This is a genomic window from Bradyrhizobium sp. SZCCHNR1098, assembly GCF_032489375.1.
GTDB lineage: Bacteria > Pseudomonadota > Alphaproteobacteria > Rhizobiales > Xanthobacteraceae > Bradyrhizobium.
The window spans coordinates 1-24,789 of the sequence record NZ_JAUEXY010000017.1 but is presented as its reverse complement, the minus strand read 5'-3'; the positions used below and the strand labels follow the sequence as shown (position 1 = coordinate 24,789).

General features: G+C 64.8%; 24 protein-coding genes and 1 pseudogene. 11 read left to right on the top strand and 14 right to left on the bottom strand.

Translation table 11 applies throughout. The features are described 5' to 3' along the window. Positions 1 to 113: 113 nt before the first annotated feature. Positions 114 to 329 carry a hypothetical protein gene (locus QX135_RS28820; RefSeq protein ID WP_315755827.1) on the bottom strand — a complete coding sequence of 72 codons (216 nt, stop codon included), beginning with the start codon at positions 327 to 329 and terminating at the stop codon, positions 114 to 116. A gap of 40 nt (positions 330 to 369) precedes the next feature. Next, positions 370 to 1,008, bottom strand: a complete 639-nt coding sequence (locus QX135_RS28815; RefSeq protein WP_316234407.1) for a TetR/AcrR family transcriptional regulator — start codon at positions 1,006 to 1,008, stop codon at positions 370 to 372. A gap of 161 nt (positions 1,009 to 1,169) precedes the next feature. On the opposite strand from QX135_RS28815, the gene QX135_RS28810 reads away from it, so the two are divergent. From QX135_RS28810 to QX135_RS28800, 3 genes are read left to right on the top strand one after another with little or no spacing between them, the layout of a single operon-like run. Continuing rightward, positions 1,170 to 2,087 (top strand): DUF3313 family protein, encoded by a 918-nt coding sequence (locus tag QX135_RS28810; RefSeq protein WP_315755772.1) that lies wholly within the window; start codon positions 1,170 to 1,172, stop codon positions 2,085 to 2,087. Further along, the gene (locus QX135_RS28805; protein ID WP_315755771.1) at positions 2,084 to 3,325 is read left to right on the top strand and encodes a patatin-like phospholipase family protein; all 1,242 of its coding nucleotides are present in this window, start codon (positions 2,084 to 2,086) and stop codon (positions 3,323 to 3,325) included. Before QX135_RS28810 ends, QX135_RS28805 begins: the two co-directional genes overlap by 4 nt. 35 nt (positions 3,326 to 3,360) lie before the next feature. Then, entirely contained in the window at positions 3,361 to 3,678 is a 318-nt protein-coding gene (locus QX135_RS28800) for a hypothetical protein (protein ID WP_315739368.1), read from the top strand. A gap of 60 nt (positions 3,679 to 3,738) precedes the next feature. Here the strand turns inward: QX135_RS28800 and QX135_RS28795 are convergent, their stop codons facing one another. From QX135_RS28795 to QX135_RS28775, 5 genes are all read right to left on the bottom strand, one after another. Next, the gene (locus QX135_RS28795) at positions 3,739 to 4,482 is read right to left on the bottom strand and encodes an SDR family NAD(P)-dependent oxidoreductase (protein ID WP_315755770.1); all 744 of its coding nucleotides are present in this window, start codon (positions 4,480 to 4,482) and stop codon (positions 3,739 to 3,741) included. A gap of 283 nt (positions 4,483 to 4,765) precedes the next feature. Next, positions 4,766 to 6,262, bottom strand: coding sequence for an amidophosphoribosyltransferase (gene purF / locus QX135_RS28790; protein WP_315739370.1), 1,497 nt, complete (start codon positions 6,260 to 6,262; stop codon positions 4,766 to 4,768). A gap of 59 nt (positions 6,263 to 6,321) precedes the next feature. Continuing rightward, the gene (locus QX135_RS28785) at positions 6,322 to 6,948 is read right to left on the bottom strand and encodes a CvpA family protein (RefSeq protein WP_315739453.1); all 627 of its coding nucleotides are present in this window, start codon (positions 6,946 to 6,948) and stop codon (positions 6,322 to 6,324) included. A gap of 173 nt (positions 6,949 to 7,121) precedes the next feature. Beyond that, on the bottom strand, positions 7,122 to 8,612 hold the full coding sequence (gene radA, locus QX135_RS28780; protein WP_316181902.1) for a DNA repair protein RadA: 1,491 nt from the start codon (positions 8,610 to 8,612) through the stop codon (positions 7,122 to 7,124). Between the two features lie 19 nt (positions 8,613 to 8,631). Beyond that, positions 8,632 to 9,357 (bottom strand): sulfite exporter TauE/SafE family protein, encoded by a 726-nt coding sequence (locus QX135_RS28775; protein WP_315799129.1) that lies wholly within the window; start codon positions 9,355 to 9,357, stop codon positions 8,632 to 8,634. A 252-nt stretch (positions 9,358 to 9,609) separates the two neighbouring features. Between QX135_RS28775 and QX135_RS28770 the strand changes: the two genes are divergently transcribed. Both QX135_RS28770 and QX135_RS28765 read left to right on the top strand, forming a co-directional pair. Beyond that, complete coding sequence (locus QX135_RS28770) at positions 9,610 to 9,912, top strand: hypothetical protein (RefSeq protein ID WP_315755766.1); 303 nt, start codon at positions 9,610 to 9,612, stop codon at positions 9,910 to 9,912. Between the two features lie 280 nt (positions 9,913 to 10,192). Further along, positions 10,193 to 10,981: an LssY C-terminal domain-containing protein gene (locus QX135_RS28765; RefSeq protein WP_410052075.1), complete on the top strand. Its 789-nt coding sequence runs from the start codon at positions 10,193 to 10,195 to the stop codon at positions 10,979 to 10,981. Here the strand turns inward: QX135_RS28765 and QX135_RS28760 are convergent. From QX135_RS28760 to QX135_RS28740, 5 genes are all read right to left on the bottom strand, one after another. After that, positions 10,978 to 12,483, bottom strand: a complete 1,506-nt coding sequence (locus tag QX135_RS28760) for an MFS transporter (protein ID WP_316181897.1) — start codon at positions 12,481 to 12,483, stop codon at positions 10,978 to 10,980. The genes QX135_RS28765 and QX135_RS28760 overlap by 4 nt on opposite strands. 72 nt (positions 12,484 to 12,555) lie before the next feature. Continuing rightward, positions 12,556 to 14,364: an amidohydrolase gene (locus tag QX135_RS28755; RefSeq protein ID WP_316181896.1), complete on the bottom strand. Its 1,809-nt coding sequence runs from the start codon at positions 14,362 to 14,364 to the stop codon at positions 12,556 to 12,558. A gap of 310 nt (positions 14,365 to 14,674) precedes the next feature. Further along, positions 14,675 to 15,028, bottom strand: a complete 354-nt coding sequence (locus QX135_RS28750; RefSeq protein WP_315739377.1) for a hypothetical protein — start codon at positions 15,026 to 15,028, stop codon at positions 14,675 to 14,677. 73 nt (positions 15,029 to 15,101) lie between these two features. Next, entirely contained in the window at positions 15,102 to 16,598 is a 1,497-nt protein-coding gene (locus tag QX135_RS28745; protein WP_316181894.1) for an amidase, read from the bottom strand. Between the two features lie 79 nt (positions 16,599 to 16,677). Beyond that, positions 16,678 to 18,363, bottom strand: a complete 1,686-nt coding sequence (locus QX135_RS28740) for an amidohydrolase (RefSeq protein WP_316181892.1) — start codon at positions 18,361 to 18,363, stop codon at positions 16,678 to 16,680. Positions 18,364 to 18,810: 447 nt separating this feature from the next. On the opposite strand from QX135_RS28740, the gene QX135_RS28735 reads away from it, so the two are divergent. Further along, positions 18,811 to 19,104 (top strand): GlsB/YeaQ/YmgE family stress response membrane protein, encoded by a 294-nt coding sequence (locus QX135_RS28735; RefSeq protein WP_315739380.1) that lies wholly within the window; start codon positions 18,811 to 18,813, stop codon positions 19,102 to 19,104. 246 nt (positions 19,105 to 19,350) lie between these two features. Here the strand turns inward: QX135_RS28735 and xth are convergent, their stop codons facing one another. Next, positions 19,351 to 20,121 carry an exodeoxyribonuclease III gene (gene xth / locus QX135_RS28730; protein ID WP_316181890.1) on the bottom strand — a complete coding sequence of 257 codons (771 nt, stop codon included), beginning with the start codon at positions 20,119 to 20,121 and terminating at the stop codon, positions 19,351 to 19,353. A gap of 29 nt (positions 20,122 to 20,150) precedes the next feature. On the opposite strand from xth, the pseudogene QX135_RS28725 reads away from it, so the two are divergent. Further along, positions 20,151 to 20,383 (top strand): annotated as a pseudogene (locus tag QX135_RS28725) (cysteine rich repeat-containing protein). 79 nt (positions 20,384 to 20,462) lie between these two features. Here QX135_RS28725 and QX135_RS28720 read toward each other — a convergent pair. Next, positions 20,463 to 21,290 (bottom strand): helix-turn-helix transcriptional regulator, encoded by an 828-nt coding sequence (locus QX135_RS28720; RefSeq protein ID WP_315780445.1) that lies wholly within the window; start codon positions 21,288 to 21,290, stop codon positions 20,463 to 20,465. 91 nt (positions 21,291 to 21,381) lie between these two features. On the opposite strand from QX135_RS28720, the gene QX135_RS28715 reads away from it, so the two are divergent. From QX135_RS28715 to QX135_RS28700, 4 genes are all read left to right on the top strand, one after another. Further along, positions 21,382 to 22,272 (top strand): SDR family oxidoreductase, encoded by an 891-nt coding sequence (locus QX135_RS28715; RefSeq protein ID WP_316181888.1) that lies wholly within the window; start codon positions 21,382 to 21,384, stop codon positions 22,270 to 22,272. Positions 22,273 to 22,788: 516 nt separating this feature from the next. Next, positions 22,789 to 23,775 carry a hypothetical protein gene (locus tag QX135_RS28710; RefSeq protein ID WP_316181886.1) on the top strand — a complete coding sequence of 329 codons (987 nt, stop codon included), beginning with the start codon at positions 22,789 to 22,791 and terminating at the stop codon, positions 23,773 to 23,775. A 16-nt stretch (positions 23,776 to 23,791) separates the two neighbouring features. Further along, the gene (locus QX135_RS28705) at positions 23,792 to 24,136 is read left to right on the top strand and encodes an STAS-like domain-containing protein (protein WP_316181884.1); all 345 of its coding nucleotides are present in this window, start codon (positions 23,792 to 23,794) and stop codon (positions 24,134 to 24,136) included. Between the two features lie 12 nt (positions 24,137 to 24,148). Beyond that, entirely contained in the window at positions 24,149 to 24,625 is a 477-nt protein-coding gene (locus QX135_RS28700; RefSeq protein WP_316181882.1) for a hypothetical protein, read from the top strand. The last annotated feature ends 164 nt before the right edge of the window (positions 24,626 to 24,789 follow it).

The following is a 24,789-nucleotide window of genomic DNA, read 5'->3' as shown; positions in this document are numbered from 1 at the left end:
GGCTTCTTGGGCGCCCTTTGCCGTCGGTCTCCCTGGATAGCCGGTCTTGTGAGTTGCGGCAATGCGCCAAAAGGCGCGAGACGCGCCCAAGGTTTGTGCGTTTCGCTTGAGCGTTAACGCAGGGCGTCCGAGGTCAGCCGGAATTTCTGGATGCGCTTACCGGCGTCGACCTCGGCGGTATAAGCGTTGCCCTGCCGGTCGACAGCCATCGCGTGCACCCAATGGAATTGGCAGGCCTTGTCGCGCGTCCGCGTCGTGCTCGCGTCATGGCGGTCTTTCCCGATGTGTGCTGCGGTCATCCGCTTATGAGCGCAGTCCATCGCGGGCATGGCGGGGTGTCAATCGTGCGGGGGACGCAGATCGGCAGGCTCAGACGGGCGCCTGCGCCACAGCTTCCTTTTTCGGCGGCGTCCGCAACGTCGGCGGCCGCAGAAAGCGCGTCAGCATGAGCCGCAGATGCTCACTGCTCTGCTTGATATCGACCGCCGGATTGCGGATCGGCAGCGCACGTGCGCCGTCGACGATCACGAACAGGATGTTCGCGGTCGCCTCCGGATCGAGGCCGGGATCGACCTCGCCGCGGCCCTGTGCCTTGGTGAGGAAGTCGACCAGCAGCGCCCGCATCGCGCGCGCATGCGCGTGGACGATGGCGGCAAAGTCGGCATTACGGCAGGCCTCGGCCAAGGCCTCGGCGCTGAGGACCTGGGCCTGTGGCTGGTGAATGCTGGTGCTCTCGAGCTCTTGCACCAGGGCGTCGATCACGTCGGGCGAGGCCAGGATTGCCTGGAGGCGCGATGCAGCGTGGCTCAGATTCTGCTCGACCAGCGCCTGGATCATCGCCTCCTTGCTGGGAAAGTAATGATAGAGGTGGCCCGGGCTGATCTTCGCCGCAGCACAGATGTCGGTGGTGCTGGCGCCGTGGAATCCGTTCCTGACGAAGCACGACAGGGCGGCCTGGAGAATCCCCTGGCGCTTCTGCTCGTGCTTGACCGGATCGACCTTTCTCATCGCGCGTCCCGTCGGGCCAACTCTCGCCACATTCGTCGTTTCCGCCAACTGCTTGTAATATAAAATAATATTTCTCGCCGCTCTAATCTAGAGAATTTGATCTAGTTTAGTTGGACAAGCGCTGCTGCTTGTGAGACTTAATTAGAGTGAGCTATCTATCAATGGGTCTCCCCGCTACGATGCGTCTCGCTCCGCTGAAGTCGACGGCCCTGATTTCCCTGGCGCTGGCAACGGCCGGCTGCGCCACTGCTCCGCTCGAGCGGGCCGGCTCGCTCAAGAATTACGATCGCCTCGTCGATGCCAACGGCTTGGTGACGCGCGCGCAGATCAAGGCCAACAAGAAGGAGCTGCTCGAGGCCAAGACGATCCGGATCGAGCCGACCGCGTTTCCGCCGCGTCCCGACATCGCCCTCGACGAGAACGAGCGCAAGCTGGTGGCCAACGTCATCAGCCGCGAAATGTGCCTGCGTCTCAGCGAGCGATTCCAGATCGTCGGACCCCGCGAGGAGGCGGATCTGACGGTCAAGGCGACCGTCACCCATGCTACGGCGACTAACGCGACCGCATCGGCAGCCTCGCAGGCGGCGTCCATCGCCAAGAGCGTCGCGCTGCCGGGCGTTCCCGTGCCGGTGCCCCGGCTGCCGGTCGGGCTCGGCACGCTGTCCGTCGAGGCCGAGGCGCGCGACTTTGCCGGCTTCCAGAAGGCCGCGATGGTGTGGGCGCGCGGCGCCAACTCGGTCTCCAATGCGCGGATGGCCAATGACGGCGACGCCTACGACCTCGCTTCCGAGTTCGGCGCCGACTTCGCCAAGCTGGTGTCGACCGGCGAGTCGCCGTTCGGAGGAGTCCCGTCGCTGGCCTCGCTGCCTTCGGTGTCGAGTGTGCCGGCCAAGCTGGGTGGCGCTCCCAAATATGCCGCATGTGAGCAGTACGGACGCTTCCCCGGCCTGAAGGGCTTTGTCGGTGCCGGTCTGGGCCTGCCGCCGGGCTGGACTGACAAGGGCGCCGACGAGGCCAGGCCGGACGCGCCACAGCCGTCGCCGGAGATCGCAAGCGTGGAGCAGCAAGCGTCGCGATGAAGTCTGCCGCCTCGTTCCGCGCGCTTGTCCCGCGTATCCTGCTCGCGTTCGCCGCGTCGCTGTTGCTGGCGGCCTGCGCAGCCATCATGCCGCGCAACGCGCTGCCGGAAGCGGCTGCCGTCAGCGCCGACCCGGTCGGCTTCCGCAACGTCCGCTACTGGGGTGATGAGCCGGCGCCGCGCTTTGCCGAGGCCGCGATGTCGCGCGCGTCGGCCGAAATCCCGATCTCGCGTCCGCTGAATTTCCTCGCGATCTCCGGTGGCGCCGAGAACGGTGCGTTCGGCGCCGGGCTTCTGGCCGGCTGGGGCGAGGCCGGGAACCGGCCGTCGTTCGACATGGTGACGGGCGTCAGCTCCGGCGCGCTGATCGCGCCGTTCGTCTTCCTGGGGCGCGAGCACGACGACAAGCTGCGCGAAATCTTCACCGCCTATGAGCGCAAGGACATTTTCACGGTCAACATTCCCGGCCTGCTCCAGGGCTCGGCGCTGGCCGACAACACGCCGCTGTCGCGGCTGATCGAGAAATATGTCGATCGCGAGTTTCTCCGCGACGTCGCGCGCGAGAGCAGCAAGGGCCGGGTGCTGCTGGTCGGCACCACCAATCTCGATGCGCAGCGTCCGGTGCTGTGGGACATGGGCCGCATCGCAGCAGCCGATACGCCAGAGGCGATCGCCCTGTTCCGTCAGGTGCTGCTGGCCTCCGCGACCGTGCCGGGCGCCTTCGCCCCGGTTCGCATCAAGGTGCGGATCGGCGACAAGGACTACGACGAGCTGCATGTCGACGGCGGTGTCACCCGGCAGGTGTTCATCGGACCTTCGGTGCTGCGCCTCGTCTCCGGCCGCGGCCCGCGCAGGAGCGTGAGCGGCGCACATCTCTACGTCATCCGTAACGCCCGCATCGATCCGCAATGGGACAGCGTCGGCGCCGACGTGCTCTCGGTGACGCAGCGCTCGCTGTCGACCCTGATCAAGAACCAGGGCATCGGCGACATCTACCGCATCTACTCGGTGGCGAAGTTCAACGGCATCGACTTCAACCTCGCCAGCGTGCCGGCCGATTTCCAGGTCAAGGCCGACGGCCCGTTCGATCGCACCTACATGACCGCGCTGTTCGATCGCGGCCACGACATGGGCCAGCGCGGCTATCCCTGGGTGAAGAGCCTGCCGGGCCTGCAGTCCAACGAGCATGGCATCACGGCGCAGGGGACCACGCGCACCATGGCCGCGGCCGCGCGATGAACGTCCGTCAGACCTGCTTGCCATTTGCGCGACGCGTGACCTTGCGTTCGGCGCTCGGGAGTGCGGCGCTGTTGACGTCCGTGCTGCTCGGCGGCTGCGCGACCTCGGGCACGACGCCATCGTCCGACACGGCGCAGTACGGCAATACGTACAACTATCTCCCGGTGAACGACGTGCCGCATGACGACCAGCGCCCGGTGCTGACGCCGGAGCAGCAGGAGAAGCTGCGCAAGGAGCTGACGGCAGTGCGCGATCGTCAGGCGCCGGCTGCGGCGAAGGCGTCTGCGGACAAGGCTGCGGCGGCCAAGCCTTCCGCGGCGAACTCTGCTGCCGCCAATCCGACCGCAAGATAACAACGAGATTCCGGATTCAAGGCCTGCGGCCTTGCCCCGGAATGACGGTGGTTGCGCGGGCTACGCCGGCGGCTGGAAGCTCTTCAGGGTGCGCGTCTTGTACTCGTAGAGCTTGCCGGTCTCGGTCCACGACGGCAGGCACATCGGCACGATGAACTCGGCGACCTGCTCCGGCGTTTCGAGCGTCATCGGATCTTCGCCGGGGAACACCGTGGCGCGCATGCGGGTCCGGATCGGGCCCGGGCTGAACAGGTTCACGCGCAGCGGCGTCCGCTCGGTCTCATGCGCCCACACCCGTGCCAGCGTCTCCAGCGCGGCCTTGGTGACGGCGTAGGGGCCGAGATAGGCCTGGGCCTTGTGGGCGGCACCTGACGTGAGAAACACGGCGCGGCCGGCGTCGGAGGCCTTCAGCAGCGGCTCCATGCAGCGGATCAGCTGGAAGTTGGCGGAGAGGTTGACGGCGACGACGTCGTTCCAGGGCTTCAGGTCGATATGGCCGAGCGGTGAGGAGGGGCCGGGCACGGCGGCATTGCCGACGAGAATGTCGAGCTTGCCGTGGCGCTCATGCAGCGCGGCGCCGAGCCGAGCGATGCCGTCGCTGTCGGTCATGCTCAGCGGCACCAAGGTGGCGCCGTTGCCGGTCTCTTTCCGGATCTCGTCGTCGAGCTCCTCCAGCCCGCCCTGGGTGCGGGCGACGGCCACGACATGGGCGCCGGCGCGGGCGAGCGCGCGGGCGGTCGCATGGCCGATGCCGCGCGAGGCGCCGGTGACGAGGGCAATACGGTTGGCGAGGGGAAGGGTCATGGTCGCAAATCTCTGACGTCGTCGTCCCGGCCAAAGCCGGGACCCATACTCCGCGGCGGTTATGAGGGAGTTGGCCGTCTGTGGCTAGTCCTGCCCGCCAAGGACGGCTGGCGATGATGGGTCCCGGTTTTGGCCGGGACGACAGCTCACGACGCATCGTCATTCCGGGGCGAGGCCGCAGGCCTCGAACCCGGAATCTGGAGATGATACGGGGATCAGCAAGCTCGGGATTCCGGGTTCGATGCTGCGCATCGCCCCGGAATGACTGCGTGTGGAAAGAACCTCAGCTCGCCTCGGCCAACAGCGACAGCTGATGCTGGGTCGACTCGACCATCGCCTGGTCCGTGAGGTGGGTGGGATAGCTGCCGGTGAAGCAGTGGTCGGAGTATTTCGGTGCGGCCGGATCACGGGCCGGCTCGCCCATGGCGCGGTACATGCCGTCGATCGACAGGAACGCCAGCGAATCCGCGCCGATCAGCTCGCGCATCTCCTCGAGCGAATGCGTCGCCGCCAAGAGGCCGCCACGGTCCGGCAGGTCGATGCCGTAATAGTCGGGGTAGAGGATCGGCGGCGAGGCGAGGCGGAAATGCACCTCCGTGGCGCCGGCGTCGCGCATCATGCGCACGATCTTGCGCGAAGTGGTGCCGCGCACCAGCGAGTCGTCGATCAGGATGATGCGCTTGCCCTCGATCGCGGCGCGGTTGGCCGAGTGCTTCATGCGCACGCCGGATTCGCGGATCGCCTGGGTCGGCTGGATGAAGGTGCGGCCGACATAGTGATTGCGGATGATGCCGAGCTCGAACGGCACGCCGGAATGCTGGCTGTAGCCGATCGCCGCCGGCACGCCGGAGTCCGGCACCGGCACGACGACGTCGACGTCGGGATGGCTCTCGCGCGCGAGCTGCGCGCCGAACGCCTTGCGTACCTCGTAGACCGAGCGGCCGCCGACCACGGAATCGGGCCGCGCGAAATAGATGTATTCGAACACGCACGGACGCGCCGGCTTCGGCGGGAACGGCTTGTGGCTGTGCGCGCCGGTCTCGTCGAAGATCACGACCTCGCCCGGCTCGATGTCGCGGATGTAGCGCGCGCCGATCATGTCGAGCGCGCAAGTCTCCGACGCCAGGATCGGGCAGCCTTCGAGCTCGCCATAGACCAGCGGCCGGATGCCGAGAGGATCACGGGCGCCGATCAGCTTCTTGTTGGTCATGCAGACCAGCGAGTAGGCGCCTTCGAGCGCGCGCAGCGCCTCGATGAAGCGATCGATGAAATTGGTGCGGCGGGAATGCGCGACCAGATGCAGGATCACCTCGGTGTCGGTGGTCGACTGCATGATGGCGCCGGCGCGCACCAGCTCGCGGCGCAGGGTGAGGCCGTTGGTGAGATTGCCGTTGTGGCCGACCGCGAAGCCGCCGGCATTGAGCTCGGCGAACAGCGGCTGCACGTTGCGCAGGATGGTCGCGCCGGTCGTGGCGTAGCGGACGTGGCCGATCGCGGCATTGCCGGGCAGGCGCTCGATCACCTCGCGGCGGGAGAAGGTGTCGCCGACGAGACCCAGGCGGCGCTCGCTGTGGAAGCGCGCGCCATCGTAGGAGACGATGCCGGCTGCCTCCTGGCCGCGATGCTGGAGCGCATGCAGGCCGAGCGCGGTGATCGCGGCGGCGTCATTGTGCCCATAAATGCCGAACACGCCGCACTCTTCGCGCAGCGTGTCTCCGTCAAGGTCTGGGTCTCTGAGGTAGGCTTGAGGTCCGAAGTCCAGATCCGCGTGGGAGTCCATTTGGGCTTCGCCGGAAGAATCGTGGTGCTGGTCCATCGCGCCTCTCTTCTGGGCTAGGCTCACTTGGCCGCGGGTTTCTCGATCAGCTTCTTCAAGCTGTCGCGGGCAGGCTTGCTGTACCCATCGCCGCCCACTCCGGGCGACTCGGTGTCAGTCTGGTCGTCGTCCGGCTTGTTCTTCTTGAATTTCTTTAAAATGGTGTTCTCGGGATCATCAGGCAAGAGCGACATCAGCCAATCCCCGGTTCCCTGCAGGACCACGCGGGACTTGGCGCCGGTGACCCAGTCCGGACGCTGCTTGTCCGGCACCAGCCAGCTGAAGAACAGGAAGGCGACGACCACGATCAGGAGGCCACGGCCCAGTCCGAACAGGAATCCCAGGGTGCGGTCGAGCGCGCCGATGCGCGAATCGAGGATCATGTCGGAGATCTTGACCGTGATCACCGAGACGATGAGCAGGGTGCCCACGAAAGTACCGGCAACGACCACGACGCTGGCGACGGTATCGTTGTTGAAATAGGTCTTGGCGGTCGGCAGCAGCTTCGAGAATGAATAAAGCGTGACCAGGGCCGCCGCGCCCCACGCGGCGATCGACAGGATCTCGCGCATGAAGCCGCGGACCATCGCGAGCAGCCCCGACACCAGCATCACGCCGAGCAGGATGAGATCGAGGATCGTTATCGGCATCGGCTGCTCAGGTCCGCTTGTCAGGTCCAAGGTTCGCTTCGAATTGACGGAGGACCGCCCCTCCAGGCGGAGGAGAGCAGGGTTCCCCGGCAAGTCCGGACGCTGCACCATCCCGCGTGGGCGCCCGGTTGCGGCGTTGTATAGCGGCGAGTCACGCGAACGTCACGGTCCGGCTAGCCGTCCTGGCGGCGGAATCTCGCTGGTGTGGCATTTTTTTCGGCATGGCTGGGGCCACGGCGGCCCTGCTCACCCTCGTCCCGGCTGCCATCGTGGCGGGCGCGGGGCGTGCCTCGCGCGGCGATGTCGGCGACCAGGCTGGTCAATCCGCCGACGGTATTGAGGCTGAGCCCGGCATCGCCGCCGGCCTCGCCGCGGGCGCGCTCCGGCAGCACGACGCGGCCGAAGCCGAGCTTGGCGGCCTCCTTCAGCCGCGCCGAGGTCTGCGCCACCGGGCGGACCGCGCCCGACAGCGAAATCTCGCCGAAATAGACCGCATCGGGCGGCAGCGGCGCGTTGACCAGCGAGGAGACCAGAGCTGCGGCCGCGGCGAGATCCGCCGCCGGCTCGTTGATGCGCAGGCCGCCGGCGACGTTGAGATAGACGTCGTGGCCCGACAGCTTGACGCCGCAATGCGCCTCCAGCACGGCCAGCACCATTGACAGCCGGCTCGGATCCCAGCCAACGACGGCGCGGCGCGGCGTGCCGAGCGAGGTCGGCGCCACCAGGGCCTGGATTTCGACCAGCACGGGGCGGGTGCCCTCGATCCCGGCAAAGACCGCCGTGCCGGGGCTGCCGAGATCGCGCTCGGACAGAAACAGCTCGGAGGGGTTGGTGACCTCGCGCAGACCCAATCCGGTCATTTCGAACACGCCGATCTCGTCGGTCGGGCCGAACCGGTTCTTGACGGCGCGCAGGATGCGGAACTGCTGCGAGCCCTCGCCCTCGAACGACAGCACCGCGTCCACCATGTGCTCGACGACGCGGGGGCCGGCGATCTGGCCGTCCTTGGTGACGTGGCCGACCAGGATGATGGCGGCGCCGGATTTCTTGGCGAAGCGAATGAGCTTCTGCGCCGAGGCGCGCACCTGGGTAACCGTGCCCGGCGCCGATTCGACGGTGTCGGTCCACATCGTCTGGATCGAATCGATCACGATCAGTCGCGGCACGCCGCCTTCCGACAGGGTCGCGATGATGTCCTCGACCGAGGTCTCAGCCGCCAGTTGTACCGGCGCATCCGCAAGCCCGAGGCGCTCGGCGCGCAGCCGCACCTGGGCGACAGCTTCCTCGCCGGAAATGTAGACCGCGCGATGGCCGGCGCGCGCCAGCATCGAGGTCGCCTGGGTCAGAAGCGTCGATTTGCCGATGCCGGGATCGCCGCCGACCAGCAGCACCGAGCCGCGCACGAAGCCGCCGCCGGTGACGCGGTCGAGCTCGGTCATGCCCGACGACAGCCGCGGCGCGTCGATGGTCTTGCCGGTCAGCGATTCCAGCTGGAACGTGCGGCCCTTGCGCTTGGAGCGCAGCGACACCGGCGCGGAAGTCGCGCCCGTGGTGTCTTCCTCCGCCAGCGTGTTCCACTCGCCGCAGGCCTCGCATTTGCCCTGCCAGCGCGAATAGGCCGCGCCGCAGTTCTGGCAGACGAAGGAGAGCGTGGTCTTGGCCATGGAGGGAGAATCGATGTGCTCAGGAGTGGGTGGCGTTCCATAGCATAGTTAGGCCCGCGGCCAGCATGATGCCATCCATCACCACGCGGAACACATCGGGCTTCATGTGCAGCACGAAGCGTTTGGCGACGAAGGCGCCAGCCATCAGCGAGCCGCCGGCGATCAGGCCCTTGAGCAGAATGTCCGGCGTCAGCGCGCCGAAGCGCTGGAAGGTGATGGATTTCGAGACATAGAGCCCGAGCGAGCTGGCAGCCTCGGTGGCGAGGAAGGCGCCTTTCGACAGGCCATAGAACAGGAACAGCGGCACGCTGAGCGGCCCGGTCGAGACCACGATGCCGGTCAGAAATCCGATCACCGCACCGCCGAGCGCGAGGTGCCAGAGGTTGGCCTTGAGGTCGTGCCGCGTCAGCCAATGCCGTACCGGCACCATCGCCATCAGGAACAGGCCGATCGTGATATCGACCGCCTGCGACGGCAGGATCAGCAAGGTGCGCGCGCCGAGTGCGGCGGCCGGAATGCCGGTGACCGAATAGGCCGCGCAGGCGCGCCAGTCGACCTCGCGCCACCATGCCAGGATGCGCGAGAGGTTGGCCATGACCGCAGCGACCGCCATGATCGGCACGGCCTCCTTCGGGCCGTACTCGTAGGCCAGCACCGGCATCAGCATGATCGACGAGCCGGTGCCGACGATGCCGGACAAGGTGCCGGCAACGAGGCCTATCGCGAGCACGAACAGGAAGCCCAAGATTGTCGCCTCCAGCAGACGAGCTCTATCCCCACGTCATTGCGAGCGGAGCGGCGGAGCGAAGCAATCCCGACTGTCTCCGCGGAGGGATTCTGGATTGTTTCGCTCCGCTCGCAAATGACGGGGACAAGCTGCGCCGTGTGGTTAATCGGCGGTTCGTGCCGACTCGAAATCGTCGATGATTGTGCGTCCGCACTATTAAAAGTTGAAGCGTATTCCTCGCACGTCCGCTCATGTTCTCGGACGATGACGATGAGCAAAACCCCGATGTCCTTGCAGATGCGGCCGTCCCTGACGGCAACCGCCGATGCGGAGTTCCCCTGGTTCACGGCCGCGATGCTGGCCATGGAAGCCGGCGAGGTCATCCGGCTCCGGCTGGAAAAGTTCGCGCGCGGCGAAGCCGATGCGGGCGAGGAGGCGGAGCTGATGGTCAGCGAAAAGATCGCTGCAGCCCTGGAGGCGACGGCGAAGCTGATGGCCGGCGCGAGCCCGGCCGCGGTCGTCGATCTCTATCGGGATTATGTCGCGGCCAACGCCGAGCGGCTGTCGGCGTAAGCACGCGCAGTCCGGCTGTCTTTGGGCTGGCTCGGGGCTGCGTGCCGCCGCAGACGAATGTCGAGCAACCCAGGGCGGACAACCTCGTCATAGCGCCGGCGACCGGGCGGCCTCGTGCCTTCACGTGCGGTGTTGCCAACGAAGAGAAGATCGGACACCCTACCGAAAACGCGATTGCTGATCACCTCGTTTTCACCGGACCGATCCAGTGCGACTGCTCTTACGCCTCATGCAACGCGTGCTGGTCGCCGGGCTCGGGATCTTCACGGTCTGGCTGATCGTGTTCGTGGTGTTCGAGACGGCGGACCGCAGGCTGCCCTGGATTGCCGCCGTCGGCGTCAGCTACGCAATCGCGGCCTATGTCGTTCTGCCACGCGTGATCCGATTGAGTCTCAGGATCCTTCAGAGTCGGAGGGTGCCCAGCTACACGATCACCGGCGATGGATTGCCCGGCGACCCCGTCAATCTCGCCCTGATCGGCACGCTTCGACAGCTCCGCGCGAGCTTTGCTGCGATCGGTTGGTGCGAGGCGGACCGATTGGGGCTGGCAAGCTCGTGGGCCATGGTCCGCGCCTTCGTCCTCGCCAGGCCGTACCCCACTGCTCCTTTCAGCATCCTCTATCTGTTCGGTCGCGGCCAGGATATCGGCTTTCAGAAAGCCATCGGCAATAGTCCGCGAAAGCGTCATCACGTCCGGTTCTGGGCCGTTGACCTCGCCCACGCCGAGAAGAGCTGGAACGCTGGCGATTTCTGGTTAACGACCGACACGCCTGCGGCCGATGAGTCCGTCCTCTGGGTCGGTGCCGGCACGAAGGATACGGGCCTGTCGCTCACCCGACTGACCTTTCAGATCACGCACGCCACCGATCCGGATGCCAATGCGGAGCGGGACTACATCATGGCCGAATTGATCAGAACACGATCGATCGAGACCGTCGAGCTCTATAAGGCCGGCCGGAGTCTGCCCGAGCGGGTCAATCACTACGTATCGGACGGCGACATCGCGTTGGCGAGCGTGGTGATCGCCGCCAACGCCGACGCGCATGAGGGGTCTTCGTCGCCGGCCTAGTGGACTTGCTGACGAGCCGCGTTCGAGGTCGTTCCCTCCGCTCGGGGCCGGACCAGGAAGGCGGTGCCGAGCAGGACGACCATCGCAACGCTGACGACAGTCAGGAACGCCTGATCGAAGGCGCGATGAGCGTGCGAGGTGACGAGGGCAGCGAGCCCGGTCGGCAGCCGCTCGGCGGCGATCAGCGCCTCGTCGATGCTGTCGCGCGCAGCGGCGGGAATGCCGAGGCCGTCGGGCAGAACCATGAACGCCGTATAGACTCCGGACAGAATGCTTCCGAAAATGCTGATGCCGATTGTGCCGCCGAGCTCGAACGACACCTCCTCGATCGACGCGGCCATGCCTTCGCGGCCTTCAGGCGCGTGATTCATCACAGCGTTGGAGGCGGCGGCGATGGATGCTCCCAGCCCTAGACCATTGACCGCGATGCAGATCAGTTGCAGCGCCAGGCTGGCGTTGTAGCAGAGCAGGTAGCCGGCCGCGCCGATGCCTGCGATCAACAGCGCGCCGGACATCGTGGTGGCGGCTCGGACGCGACGGAGCATCAGGCTCGCGAGCGGCCCGCCGATGAAGGCACCGAGCGGGGCCGGAAGGATGTACAATGCCGCCTGCAGCGGCGAATAGCCGAGGACGAGTTGCAGGCGCTGGCTGATCGCGAGCTCCGTCCCCGCAATGGCGAGTGAAGCCACGATCGCGGTGATCACGCTGAGCGTGAACTCGACGTTTCGGAACAGGGTGAAGTCGAGCAAAGGATCCTCGAGACGCAATTGACGGCGTACGAACACCGTCAACATGATGACCGTCGCGACAGCCGTGCCGGCAAGGACGACATAGGAAGACTGGCGACTGCCGAGCTCCTCGACGACGTAGGCGAAGCCGATCAGCCCGGCCATCACCTGCACTGAACCGAGGAGGTCCCAGTCGCGCTCAGCACGATCGGCCGGTGCAGGAATCAGCAGCAGGCCGGCGACCAGCGCCAGCACGACGAGCGGCACGTTGATCAGAAAGACCGAGCCCCACCAGAAATATTCCAGCAGGACACCGCCGACCAAGGGGCCGACGGCCGCCCCGCTGGACGCAACGGCTCCCCAGATCGCGATGGCGAGCGCCCGTTCGTGGTCATCGGAGAAGGTGATGCGAATGATCGACAGCGTCGCCGGCATCATCAGCGCGGCGCCGATTGCGAGCAGGACGCGTCCGCCGATCAGGGCCATGGCGGTCGGCGAATAGGCGGCCACGACCGAGGCCAGTCCGAAGACGATGAGGCCGACAACGAATGTCCTCTTGTGCCCGACGCGATCGCCGAGCGAGCCGAAGCCCGGAAGGAGACCGGCAACGACAAGCCCGTAGGCCATGACGATCCACAATTTCTCCGAGGCGGTTGCTCCGAGCTCGTGGGTCAGGCTGGGCAGCGCCGTATAGAGCACCGTCATGTCGATCACGACGAGCGCCAGCGCGCTGGAGACGGTCAGGAGAACCATCCAGCGATTGCGTTTCGACATTGGCGCGCTCGCTTGCGCAAGCCGTTGTTCATTCGGCGCCTTCGTCGTCTCGAGCACGTTCACCGCTCCCGCTCAGATTCCATGACGATGCGTGATCCGGCCGTTCATCATCGTCAGCTGAATATTGACCTTGCCGATGTCGTGCGGCCCGACATCGAACAGATTGTTCTCGAGCACGATCAGATCGGCCAGCTTGCCGACCTTGATGGAGCCGATCTTGTCCTCCATGCGAAGCTGGTAGGCTCCGTTGATGGTGTAGCCTCGGATGAGGTCCGGCAGGCCCAGGCGTTCGGTCGCGGGTGGATGGACCAGGCCATCGGGCTTGCCCGGCTCCTGACGTGTATGGCCGGCCTGCAACGCCTCGAGCGGCTTGACGACGACCTTCGAGCCGGTCGCCAGCGCATCCATGCCGAACGACACCGTGACGCCTTCGTCGATGAACGTCTTGAAGGTGTACATGCGGTTCCAGCGCTCGTCGCCGTAGATCTCGCGGACGCGACGCTGGCCGACATCCGGCACGCCCCATTGGATCTGCGTATTCGCGATCACGCCGAGCTTTCTGAAGCGCGGAATGTCCGATGGCGCGGTGAGGAATGCGTGGCAGATGGTATGACGGCGGTTGCCGGGGCCGTTCTTGCCAAAGGCGGCTTCGTATCCATCCAGGCTCATACGGACCGCGGCATCGCCGACGGCGTGAAGGTGCGTATCGATTCCCTCGGCATGCGCCCGGCGCAGGATGCGGTTCAATACCGGCGACGGGAACAATGTTTCGCCGCGCCAATCCGGACTTCCGGCATAGGGCTCCAGCAGATAGGCCGTGCGGCTCAACTCGGTGCCATCGACGATGAGCTTCAGCACGTCCGCCTTGACGAGCGGTGTGCGATAACGCTTCCGATACGCGCGAATGATCGGCAGCGGATCCACGCTGGGATCATTGTGATAGAGGCTGCCAATCACGCGCTGCAACAGCTTGCCGCGCTTCTCGAGCTCGACCAGCATGTCGAAACCGTGATGCTGCTCGGTCGGCCAGGCGCTGAAGCCGGCATCGAAGAAGGTGGTGATGCCGGCGGCTGCCAGCCTGGGCTGCCATTCCTCGATCGCGGCGGCGGTCGACTTCAGGCCGAATGGTTCGATGCCGTGCTTTTCCAGCGCCTTGAGCACCGCGAACAGCGCAGGCACTTCTGAAATGAAGCCGGTCGGCAGGCCATTGGGATCCTTTTCGTACCAGGAGGAGCCGGGCACGACGTCGCGCGGGGTATCCTTCGTAATGCCGGCCATCTCCAGCAGCTTGGAATTGACCCAGTAGCCGTGCAGATCGCAACTGACGAGCAGGACCGGCCGATCGGGGAAGATCTCGTCCAGCGGCTCCTTGCGCGGACCCGAGGCGGGAAACGCGCTAGCGATCCAGCCGAAGCCCAGAATGAACTTTTCGTCGGAATGCGTCTTCGCGTAATCGCGCAGGATCGCGTAGATGCGCTCGGGATCTTCCTCGTTGACCCAGGCGCCGCGGGCGAAGGCCAGCGTGCAAAGATGCCAATGCGCCTCGACGAAGCCCGGCATCAGCATGCGCCCCTTGAGGTCGATGACGTCAGCCCCGTGTCCGGCAAACTTCATCGCGCCTGCGTCGTCGCCGACGTAGACGATCGTGTCTCCCTTGACGACGACGGCCTGGGCCCAGGGCAGGGAGTCGTCCACCGTGTAGACGCGCCCGCCGCGAAAGATGGTCGTGCTGCTGGAGGCGGCCCAGGCCGGAGCCGAGGCAGCGACGAATGCTGCGGCCGCAGCCGAGGTCGCGACCATCTGGCGACGGGTCAGTCCGCCGCGCTCCGACTTCGATGCCGCAAACAGCGAACCGATGGCGGAGCCGCATGCAATGCACATTGTCCTGCTCCGAAGTCCTGCTCCGAAAGTTCCGCGCTCCGGGTGAGCTGCACGATTGCCGAGTCAGACGCTGAAACTACTTCACTCAGCACCCGCCAAGATTGACAACGATCAAGTCAATCTCGGCGGCATCGAGCGCCGGCACGCATACTGGTTTCCTGTTGATGGATAAATTTCAAATCGAATGCTTTCAGACGGAGAAAAAGAGGACCGCCGCAACGGCTCATCGTCTATGCGTCGCCCGAGCGCGAGGGTGTCATTCATGCCGATGGAGGTCATCGATCCCACCGATGCCTGGTCCCGAGCACCGTCACTTCGGGAACAGGAAAGCCAGGCTGGCGCGAAACTGCCACCGCGATGCCAGGTCCGGCCTCAGCACATTGTAGTAGACACCGATCTCGGCATTGACCGGCTGCTTGTCGACCATGAAGAGCTTGCCTATTCCCGCGCCGACCGGAACGTCAGCCGTCTGCCGGTACGCACCCGTGTTCGGCATGGCGATATTCTCCAGCCCGACGCTGATCGTATCCGCGATCGGGTTTTGCGCCGCCTTGGCGAGATCTTCGAGCGATGGCGTCCTCTGCTGTGCCGAGGCGCCGGCGCCTGGGTACAGCGCTGAGATCAGGAACAGGAGAACCGCTCGTCGAAAAATTCTCGGAGTCATGGCCGACCTCACTGTCGAAGCGCTGCTCTCGCATCCGTTGTCTCGCATCTGCACCGTTCCGGCCGCTATGGAGTCAGGCGAAGGTCGGAAATTGCCCGCCGGCGAACAGTGACGGCCGCAGGCGAGACCAGTTCGACGCGAACTGGAACGTGTCGAGATCGGTGTAGGTCTGGCCGATCACCTGCATGCCCGAGGGCATGCGGTCCTCGACCACGCCGAGCGGGACATCGACGACCGGATAGCGGTTGAGCAGATTCCAGTGCCACGTCAGCGCCAGGCCCAGACCGGTGCCCACCCACGGGTCGACCTTGTTTTCCTTGCTCTTGAACATGTCGGCCCCGACCAGAGGCGTTGCCATGGTCGGCATGAGCAGGATGCGGTAGCCCTTGCCGAACACGCGCTGCTGCACCTGGCGGTGCAGCCGCTGCAGCAGCTCTTCGGCTTCTTCGGCCTGGCGCGGTCCGACCGCGCCGACCTGGTCGAGCATTTCGGTCATGTAGGGCGAGAGCTGATCGCGATGCGCATTCGAGATCTCGATCGCAGTGCCGATGGACGTCGACATCAGCCCACGGATGAAGACCATCTTGTGGGCCTTCGTGAAGCCGCAGTCGACCTCGTCCACAGTGCACCCCGCGGCGCGCAGCGCCTCGATTCCTCTCAGCATCGCAGCCTTCACGGACGGTATGACGTCCGCAATGCCGGCGCCCCAATCCACGGCGATGCGCCACCCGGAAAGGCGCGGATAACGGGTGGGGTAGTCGAGGCGAGGGCGCATCGCGGCCATCACCCGCTCGGACGGACCGACGATCGCGTTCTGGAGGCGGACGAGGTCGTCGAAGCGCCGCGCCATCGGGCCCGAGGTCGAGAACGGGATTTCCCCACCAGCCACGCGTCCGAACGGCGGCCTGAAGCCATAGAGACCACATTGTGAGGCGGGAATTCGGATCGAGCCGCCCATGTCCGAGCCCATGGCGAGCGTCGTGAAGCCTGCGGCCAGCGCCGCGCCCGATCCCGCCGACGACCCGCCCGGAGAGTATTCGAGATTCCACGGATTGCGTGTCGTGCCCCAGGCGCGGGTGGACGCGCCGAGGAAGAGGTAGAATTCCGGCACGGTCGTCTGGAACGGCATGACTGCGCCGGCGGCCTCGAGCAAGTCGGTGATGGCCGAGTTTTCCGTTGCCGGCGGCGAATCCTTGTAGATGAGCGATCCCTGTGTCGTCCGCCAGCCGGTCCTGGAGAATTCGTCCTTGATGGCCACCGTGATCCCTTCGAGCGGCCGCGGATTGCCGCGCCGATACCGGTCTTCGGACTGCTTGGCCTCCTTCATCGCTTGATCGAAATGCTCGTAGGTGATGCAGTTGACCTTCGTGTTGTAGGCTTCGATCCGCTTGATCTGCGCCTTCAAGAGATCGACCGGCGACGCCTTGCGGGCCCGGAACATGGCGATGAGATCGGCGACCGACGCGTAGCAGAGCGGATCGGCGGACTCGGCGCGCGCGGCCGGCAAATCGAGTCCGGACGCGACCAACGCCGCTCCCGCGCCTTTGATGAGCGTTCTTCTGTCAATCATATTCGCCTCCGTATTTCCGGGAATCGGTCTGAGTTTGTCGATGTGGCCCTGAAGGTGACGGTCCGAGACGTCGCTGGATTCAGCTTCGCTGTTCATGCCTGACCTGACCGTTCATGACGGTCATCAGCACCTTTGTGTTGTGGATGTCGTGCGGGGCGACTTCGAACAGGTTTCTTTCAAGCACGATCAGATCGGCGAGCTTGCCGACCTCGATCGAACCGACCTTCTGGTCGAGCCCGAGCTGATAGGCCGGGCCCATGGTGGCGGCGCGGATCGCCTCTTCGAGGCTGATCCGCTCGTCGAGCGGCACCAAGGCCGGCTGATCCGGCTTGTTCAACTCCCGCCGCGTGGTCGCGATCTCGATCGCATCCAGCGGCTTGTAGGTGCTGTAATAGCCGGCGGCCGGCCAATCGGTGCCGAGCGAGATGTTGGCGCCATGACGCAGGATCGAGCCGGTGCGAAACGCCTGCTCGGCGCGCGCGCCGACGCGCGGCCGCATCACGCCCTGCCAATAGGCATCCGCCACCGACCATTGGGCGGAGAACTGCGCGGTGACGCCGAGCTTGGCGAAGCGCGGCAGATCGTCAGGCGAAACAAATATGAGATGCGCCAGCGTGTGCCGGCGATCGCGCGGCGGATTGACCTTGATCGCGGCTTCGAACGCGTCCAGCGACAGGCGGTTGGCGCGATCACCGTAGGAATGGATGTGAATGTTGAGGCCCGCCCTGTCGGCGCGGCGGATGATGTCCTTGAACTGGTCCGGCGGGACCAGCGTCTCGCCGCTCGTGCTCGGATCGTCGCTATAGGGGGCCAGCAATGCGGCGGTCCGTTGGGCTTCGCCGCCGTCGATGTTGAGCTTGAGAACGGGCGCCTGCACCAGTTCGGAATTGAAGCGTCGACGCAGGGCCTTCGCGATCGGCACGGGGTCGATCGCCGGATTGTTGTGGTAGGTCGATCCGACCACACGGAACGGCAGTTTTCCTTTGCGCTCCAGATCCTGATAGAGTTCGTAGCCTGTCTCCTCGGGCAGAACGAGCAGTCCGGCATCGAACACGCTGGTGATGCCGGCCGCCGACGCCTTCGGCAGCCACTGTGCGAGCGAGTCCGCAATATAGCCGGTCGTGAACGGCGAGACCGCGTTGAGGACCGGAAACATCGCCGGTGGCTCGACCAGATAGCCGGTCGGCTCTTCCGAGGCCGGGTCCCGCTCGAAGTAGCTGTAGCCGGGCAACGGATCCCTGGTCGCCTTGGTCACCTCGGCGATCGCCAGCGTCTTGGAATTGACCCAGGCGGAATGGCCGTCGATCCCGACGAGAAAGACCGGCGTGTCCGGCCAGATCTGATCGAGATCCTCCTTGCGCGGGCCGGTCGGCGGAAAGGCGTTATAGCGCCAGCCGAAGCCGCGGACGATGCCGGGTTGGCCCAGCTTGGCGCGATAGGCCTTCAGGGCGTCGAGCATCTCCTCCCTTGTGTCGTATTGAAGATCGACGCCCTGAGTTGTGACAGCGCCCGCCATCGGATGGATGTGTCCTTCCACGAAACCGGGCAGCAGCATCCTGCCGGCGAGATCGACGACGCGCGTCTTGGGGCCGATGAAGGACCGGACGCCCGCGTCATCGCCGACATAGACGATGTGTTTTTGCTTGACGGCGACCGCGCGGGCCCATTCCCGGCCGCCGTTCACGGTGTAGACCGGGCCGTTGCGAAACACGATGTCGGCCTTGCCGCCGCCGGTTCGCGCCTCGGCGTTCGTCGGAGCGGACACCGAGGCAACGCCGGCTGCGGCGAACGCCGCGCCTGTCTGCAGGAGCCTGCGTCGTGACGGCTCGGCCTCGTTGACGGAGTCAAAATCAAGCTCGAGCAAACCACGGAATCTTGCCCAGTTGCATGCGATGCACATGCATTCACCTTTGCACGCTCTGCGGGAACCGCATTCTTCCCGATTCCGAGGATTGTATGAACTCGGGGGAACTACGTAGCCCTTTGCGTGCGAAGCGTTCGCATGAACTGCGCGTGTTCGAGACGATTAGATTCGAATGACTATCATTTCGGTGGACGCCGGCCTGAGCATCGACCAGTTTGCGATTGGGTCACGAACTCATCCGAGCTGCAGAGTTCAGTTGATGGCAGCGAAATCGATGTAACCTGCAAGTGCACGATTCTGGCCGTAATGCTCCAACCGAGGGGTGACGGCAGACCGACGGAGTGAAGAATGTTCACACTGGTACATGCAGGGACTTGGCTCGTCGTCGGCTTGATTGGCGGCGGCCTTGCCGGAATCCTGGTGAAGCGCCGCCGAGCAGGTTTCGGGCTCCTGACCAACATCGGATTGGGATGCGTCGGCGCCCTCATCGGTGGTGTCCTGTTCAACCTGTTTGGGCTGTTTCCAGGCATGGGCAGCATCGTCATTTCGCTGCGCGATGTCGTCGCGGCGTTCGTCGGCTCGCTTGTCCTGCTGGCGGCAATCTGGTTGTGGGGCGCGGCCCGCGAACGGAGTCCGCGCTGACCGCAGGCGGTCGACAGCCGGAGTGACGCGCGGTCTCCGCCCGCCAGTCGCGCGGGCGGACGCCGAAGCCCATGAGCTGTGCTTCTCCGATCCGGCGCGGCTCGCGCACGCGATCATGGATGCGGGACGGGACTGACGGTGCGCGGCGAAACGCTCCCAGTCGACGTCACATTCACCGGGAGGCGCGATCGGCCAGAGTGATCTCCGATGAACGCAGCTCGCGGGGCATCCTTCTCGACCTTCGGACTATTTCAGCACGATCCAGGCCGGCGCGTGATCGCTGGCGCCGTCCTCGCCGCGGATGGCGCGGTCGACGCCGGCCTTGCTAAGGCGCGGCGCGAGTTGCGGGCTCAGCAGCAGGTGGTCGAGCCGCAGGCCGGCGTCGCGCGGCCAGCGGTTGCGCTTGTAGTCCCAGAAGGTGAACATCGGCGCGTCCGGATGCAGCATGCGGATCGCATCGCACCAGCCTTGATCGACCAGCGCCTTGTAGGCGGCGCGGCTCTTCGGCTGGACCAGCGCGTCCTTGTCCCAGGACTTCGTCGGGTAGATGTCGAGCGTATCAGGTGCGACATTGTAGTCGCCGGCGAGCACGACCGGCAGGTCGTCCTTGATGAAATCAGCCGCGTGCTTGTGCAGCCGCTTGAACCAGGCGAGCTTGTGGTCGAATTTCGGCCCCGGCTGCGGATTGCCGTTCGGCAGATACAGGCAGCCGATGACGATGCCGCGCACCGCGGCCTCGATGTAGCGCGCCTCGCGATCCCTGATATCGCCGGGCAGGGCGGTGCGCGTCAGCACCGGCTCTGCGTTGCGCGCGAGAATCGCGACCCCGTTCCAGGTCTTCTGCCCCTGCCACACCGCGCTGTAGCCGGCCTTGGCGATCTCATCGACGGGGAATTCGGCCTGGGTGCATTTCAGCTCCTGCAGGCAGACGACGTCGGGCCTGGCCGCGCCCAGCCAGCGCAGCAGGTTGGGGAGACGCCGCCGGACATTGTTGATGTTGAAGGTCGCGATCTTCATGATGCCCGTTGCATTGAGGGGAAGGCCTGATGTCCAAGCTCGCAATCGCCATTTTGTTCACGCTGTTGCTGGGCCTTGCGGATGCGGCCCGCGCGCAGCTGTGCCGACCGACGAGCAGCGCGCCGCCTGTCAGGCCGACTACGCAAGGTTCTGCAGCGATGTGCTCCCCGGCGGCGGCCGCATCATCGCCTGCCTGACGCGCAACTATGCCCAGCTCGTCGATGCCTGCAAGAAGGTGCTCGACGCCGCGAAGAAGGACTAGCCGCGGGGACGTCGCGCTTCCGCGCATCCCCCGGCCGACGCTGGCGAGCGAGGCGCGCGAGCCGAGTGCGGTTGTGTGGCTATTTCGGTCGTGACGTCACGAGCGCGCGGATCTTGTCCGCATCCGCCGGCGTCGCGGGATTGTAGATCACCATGGTGAGGTCGGGCCGGCCATCGACGGCGAAGCCCGAAAATTCCAGCGAGAGCGATCCGGCGATGGGATGCTGCAGGACCTTCACGCCATCGCCATGCCGTCCCTGCACGTCGTTGTCGCGCCACATCGCCGCAAATTCCGGGCTCGTCGCGCAGAGCTCATCGACCAGCGACTGGACATTGCGGGCCGCACCGGCGCGCGCCACGTCGGCGCGGAAGGACGCGACCACATAGCGCGCCACGGCCTGCCAGTTGGGCTGTGCTGCGCGGACACGGCTGTCGTGGAACATCATGCGCAGAACATTGCGCTGGTCCTCCGGCAGGGTGCTGTAGTCGGTGAGGACAGCCGCAGCCGCCCTGTTCCAGGCGAGGATGTCCCATGTCGCCGTGCGAACGAAGGCGGGACTGTATTCCAGCGTGTCGAGCACGCGTTGGAGACGGGGTGAGATGCCGTCGATCGCGTGATAGCGGGCTTCGGGTGGCCGGCCGAGACCGAGCAGGAACAGATGCTCGCGCTCGGCGTCGGTCAGCATCATGGCGCGAGCGATGCGGTCAAGCACGTCGGCGGAGGGGGCGCCGCCGCGCCCTTGCTCGAGCCAGGTGTACCAGGTGGCGCTCACATTGGCGCGCTGCGCCACCTCTTCGCGCCGAAGCCCCGGCGTTCGCCGCCGCTGCAGCGGCAGGCCGAATGCGGTCGGATCGAGCTTGGCGCGGCGGTCCCTGAGATAGGTCCCGAGAGGGTTAGCGTCCGTCATCCTGTTAGCGATTATACCCGTATAAAGTCACGACTTTACCCGCATGAGCAGCCTAGCAATATCCCGGCGGTCTGAACAGGGAGTGTGTCTCATGCGCGTATTCGTCACCGGCGCCGCCGGATTCATCGGCTCCGAAACCACCAGGGAGCTGATCGCCGCCGGGCATCAGGTCATCGGCCTCGCGCGCTCCGCCGAGAACGTCCGCACGCTCGAGCAACTGGGCGCGCAGGTTCATCGCGGCTCGCTGCAGGACCTCGACAGCCTGAAGCGCGGCGCGAGGGATGCCGACGGCGTGATCCATCTCGCCTTCATCCACGACTTCGCCAAATTCGCGGAGAACGGCGCCATCGACAAGGCGGCGATCGAAGCCATGGGCGAGGTGCTGGTGGGCACGAACAAGCCGTTCATCGTCACCTCCGGAACGGGGCTCGTTGCGGCCAACGTGGTGGTCACCGAAGACATGCGGCGCGAGTCGTCGGCGCATGCTCCGCGCGTGTCCGAACAGTCCGGTCTGGCCTATGCATCGCGTGGCGTGCGCGCGATGGCGATCCGCCTGCCGCAGGTGCACGGCGCGCCGGGCAAGGCCGGCCTGATCTCCTATCTGGTGGAGCTCGCGCGGCAGAAGGGCCGCGCCGCCTATGTCGGCGAAGGCACCGAGCGCTGGGCCGCTGCGCACCGATCGGATGTCGCCCGCATCTACCGGCTCGCCCTGGAGAAGGGCATTGCAGACGCGATCTACCACGCCGTCGGCGAGGAAGGCGTCCCGATGCGCGAGGTCATCGAGGTGATCGGCCGCGCGCTGAACGTGCCGGTGGTTTCGATAGGTCAGGAGGAGGCGGGCGACTACTATGGACCACTGGCGATGTTCGCGGGCCTGGACATGCCGGCCTCCAGCGCCCTGACACAGCAGCGCCTGGGCTGGAGACCGGACGGGATCGGTTTGATCGCCGACATCGGCCAGCCGGATTACTTCAAGGCATGAGCGTCGGCCGCGACCGCTGGTGCGCGGTCGCGCTCCGCCATGGACGGATTTGGTGCGCGGCGGCCGCTGCTGCGGGGGCGAGACACCGCCGGCCGCCTTCGTCATGGTGCATTGGTCTTGGGGCCGGTCATTCGAACGAAGGGCGGAATTCCGGGCAAGCCCCGAAACCTTCATGGAGGAGCGCCGCTCGAACCTTGAGGCTGAAGTGCACGAGCCAAGCGCAGCTCGCGCGAGTTTTGTGAACTGTCGTCGCAACTCCGGCCTGCACGAGGCGCGCTGTGACGCAATCCACCACTTAAGCCGCTCTGTCCCATCGATGGGCAAATTCTGCACTTGCATTCGCGTAAAGGTTGAGGAAAACGCGAGTGTATGAAGAAACTGACGCTTCGGTATGCAAATTGGTTAAGGCATCGGCAGAGGCGGACAATCCGTCGATGTCAGCGCCGGCCGCGACTCGTGCAGATGGTTACGTCCCATGGACTTTTGCAGGTGAAGGCGACGCCGAGCAGAAGATCGATGCCAAAAGTGCTGTGTTTCGACCAAAACGGACCTGAGACCGTTTCAGTTCTTGCTGATATTCGACGCAGAATGAACACGCCCATCACGGGCGTTGTCTCCACCACCAAAGCGTCAAAGCACCGACGGGCGCGGCAGCGATGGTCCGGTCGTTACCGGAGCTTCGAAGCGCTTGAGGAGGTTTCACCCGCCGCCGCTCTGGTTCTCGCCGCCGAGTACGAGAGGATTTTGAAACTGACCGGCACGCCCGCCAGCGTGATCGATGCAGAGAGGTGGAAACCTGAGGTACTAGATACGTTCTGGGATATCGGATTCTTCGATATCGTCGGGCTGCCTCAAAACCTCGAAAAACCTGACCTTAAAGCCGATTTTGCCGTCCTACCGATGCGAAGCGGCGACACCGCGGACGGTCCCGCAGTGTCGGCTCTCCTGACTGATTTGAAGGCATTGTATCCCGGTGGATCAAGTTCCGCGGAGGAGAAGATGCTGCACCTATATGGGGCCATGGTCGAAGGCATCGTTAATGTCGTCAGGCATGCATATCCAGTAGGGGCAAAGCATCAATTTCGACCCGTCAACCGATGGTGGATGACCGGGGCGGTTGATCGAAAAGATCGATGGACCACGGCAGTAATCTATGATCAGGGGATCACAATCCCGGGAAGCTTGCCAAATTGGCAGCATTATTCCGGGGTAAGGCAGCGGCTGATGGTCGCGTTGGGGCTTGTGCCGCCGCCTGATGATCCGAGATCAGACGGGCAAGCTATTGCGGCCGCCGTCGAAGAATCCGTTTCGTCGACCGGGGACCCGCATCGAGGTCATGGACTTGCGCAGATGCGAGATTTCGTGAATCAATGTACCTACGGGTATCTGCGGATCATGAGCCGCCATGGCGAGGTCGTGTTTCGTCAGAACGGCCAACGTGAAATTAAGACCCATGGCGTTTCAATCGGCGGAACCCTCATCGAGTGGCGAGCGTTGCTCTAGCCGCTGGAGTTTTATCATGGCCTCCCTTCGTATCGCCGATTATGCACCGTCTCCAGGCGGACGATTCATTGTTGATGGAGAATATAGTGGCGAGTGGTTTCGTGATACCGTGCTCGCCCCGGCACTCCAAAGTGCTGTCGAGGCATCGGAAGCGCTCGTCGTGGTGCTAGATGGAACCTCGGGCTATGGCTCCTCATTTCTCGAAGAAGCGTTTGGTGGTCTAATCCGCAGGCGGCTCTTTCCGCCGCGGACCGTGCGAGAGATGCTCAAGATCACGGCTGAGACGTCCCTTTATAAGCCCTATAAGGCGTTGGCTGAAAAGTATATTCAGGCTGCCAAGCCCGATACGGTGGCCGCCTGATCGGAGACCGCAGTGCCAGATTGGGTTGTTCCTGCCGCCGGTCTGTCGGGAGCGTTGCTCGTTGCGATTGCTAACTACCTCGTCCAGCGGTGGCGCTATAGGCTAGATAGGTTGAGCAACTCAGTTGATCACTTCTGCCAGGAGATCAACGACGTCGCAGACTTAAGCTCGATGTATTGGCTGCTGGACCTTTCCAAGCCAAGCGACCACAGCGAGGCTAACGCCCAAACGATCGAGACCCAACTCGTCGGCAGGCAGGTCAGGCTGCAGTCGCTAATATTAGCGATTGCAGCCTTCGATCGTCGCATCATCTTAACACGAACCGAAATACTACTTATCGACTTCTTTGAAGCGATCACGGGCGGCGACTTTAAAGTCTCCAAGCGAGTGGCGTCAGCAGAGCGGGCTCAACAGGCCCAATCGATTGCAGCGCAGATTAACGGTGAACTGAGGCACGCCTTCAGCTTGCGAAGCCGACTGTGGAGATAGATGTAGCCAAAACGGAAGGGGGACCGCCGAATAGCCTCCTGCATAGACCCATTAGAACAGCTCGGACAAGCGGTGAGGCGGCGCACGGTGAGCTGCTGCCGGTTTGATGGACACCGAGATTGGGTGTTTCATGAAGCCGGAGGTGGGCGATGAAGAGACGGAAG

Coding starts and splice junctions, on each gene's coding strand:
- QX135_RS28820 (WP_315755827.1), bottom strand. CDS start 329: ATGCCCGCGATGGACTGCGCTCATAAGCGGATGACCGCAGCACACATC.
- QX135_RS28815 (WP_316234407.1), bottom strand. CDS start 1,008: ATGAGAAAGGTCGATCCGGTCAAGCACGAGCAGAAGCGCCAGGGGATT.
- QX135_RS28810 (WP_315755772.1), top strand. CDS start 1,170: ATGGGTCTCCCCGCTACGATGCGTCTCGCTCCGCTGAAGTCGACGGCC.
- QX135_RS28805 (WP_315755771.1), top strand. CDS start 2,084: ATGAAGTCTGCCGCCTCGTTCCGCGCGCTTGTCCCGCGTATCCTGCTC.
- QX135_RS28795 (WP_315755770.1), bottom strand. CDS start 4,482: ATGACCCTTCCCCTCGCCAACCGTATTGCCCTCGTCACCGGCGCCTCG.
- purF (WP_315739370.1), bottom strand. CDS start 6,262: ATGGACTCCCACGCGGATCTGGACTTCGGACCTCAAGCCTACCTCAGA.
- QX135_RS28785 (WP_315739453.1), bottom strand. CDS start 6,948: ATGCCGATAACGATCCTCGATCTCATCCTGCTCGGCGTGATGCTGGTG.
- radA (WP_316181902.1), bottom strand. CDS start 8,612: ATGGCCAAGACCACGCTCTCCTTCGTCTGCCAGAACTGCGGCGCGGCC.
- QX135_RS28770 (WP_315755766.1), top strand. CDS start 9,610: ATGAGCAAAACCCCGATGTCCTTGCAGATGCGGCCGTCCCTGACGGCA.
- QX135_RS28760 (WP_316181897.1), bottom strand. CDS start 12,483: ATGTCGAAACGCAATCGCTGGATGGTTCTCCTGACCGTCTCCAGCGCG.
- QX135_RS28755 (WP_316181896.1), bottom strand. CDS start 14,364: ATGTGCATTGCATGCGGCTCCGCCATCGGTTCGCTGTTTGCGGCATCG.
- QX135_RS28750 (WP_315739377.1), bottom strand. CDS start 15,028: ATGACTCCGAGAATTTTTCGACGAGCGGTTCTCCTGTTCCTGATCTCA.
- QX135_RS28745 (WP_316181894.1), bottom strand. CDS start 16,598: ATGATTGACAGAAGAACGCTCATCAAAGGCGCGGGAGCGGCGTTGGTC.
- QX135_RS28735 (WP_315739380.1), top strand. CDS start 18,811: ATGTTCACACTGGTACATGCAGGGACTTGGCTCGTCGTCGGCTTGATT.
- xth (WP_316181890.1), bottom strand. CDS start 20,121: ATGAAGATCGCGACCTTCAACATCAACAATGTCCGGCGGCGTCTCCCC.
- QX135_RS28720 (WP_315780445.1), bottom strand. CDS start 21,290: ATGACGGACGCTAACCCTCTCGGGACCTATCTCAGGGACCGCCGCGCC.
- QX135_RS28715 (WP_316181888.1), top strand. CDS start 21,382: ATGCGCGTATTCGTCACCGGCGCCGCCGGATTCATCGGCTCCGAAACC.
- QX135_RS28710 (WP_316181886.1), top strand. CDS start 22,789: ATGCCAAAAGTGCTGTGTTTCGACCAAAACGGACCTGAGACCGTTTCA.
- QX135_RS28705 (WP_316181884.1), top strand. CDS start 23,792: ATGGCCTCCCTTCGTATCGCCGATTATGCACCGTCTCCAGGCGGACGA.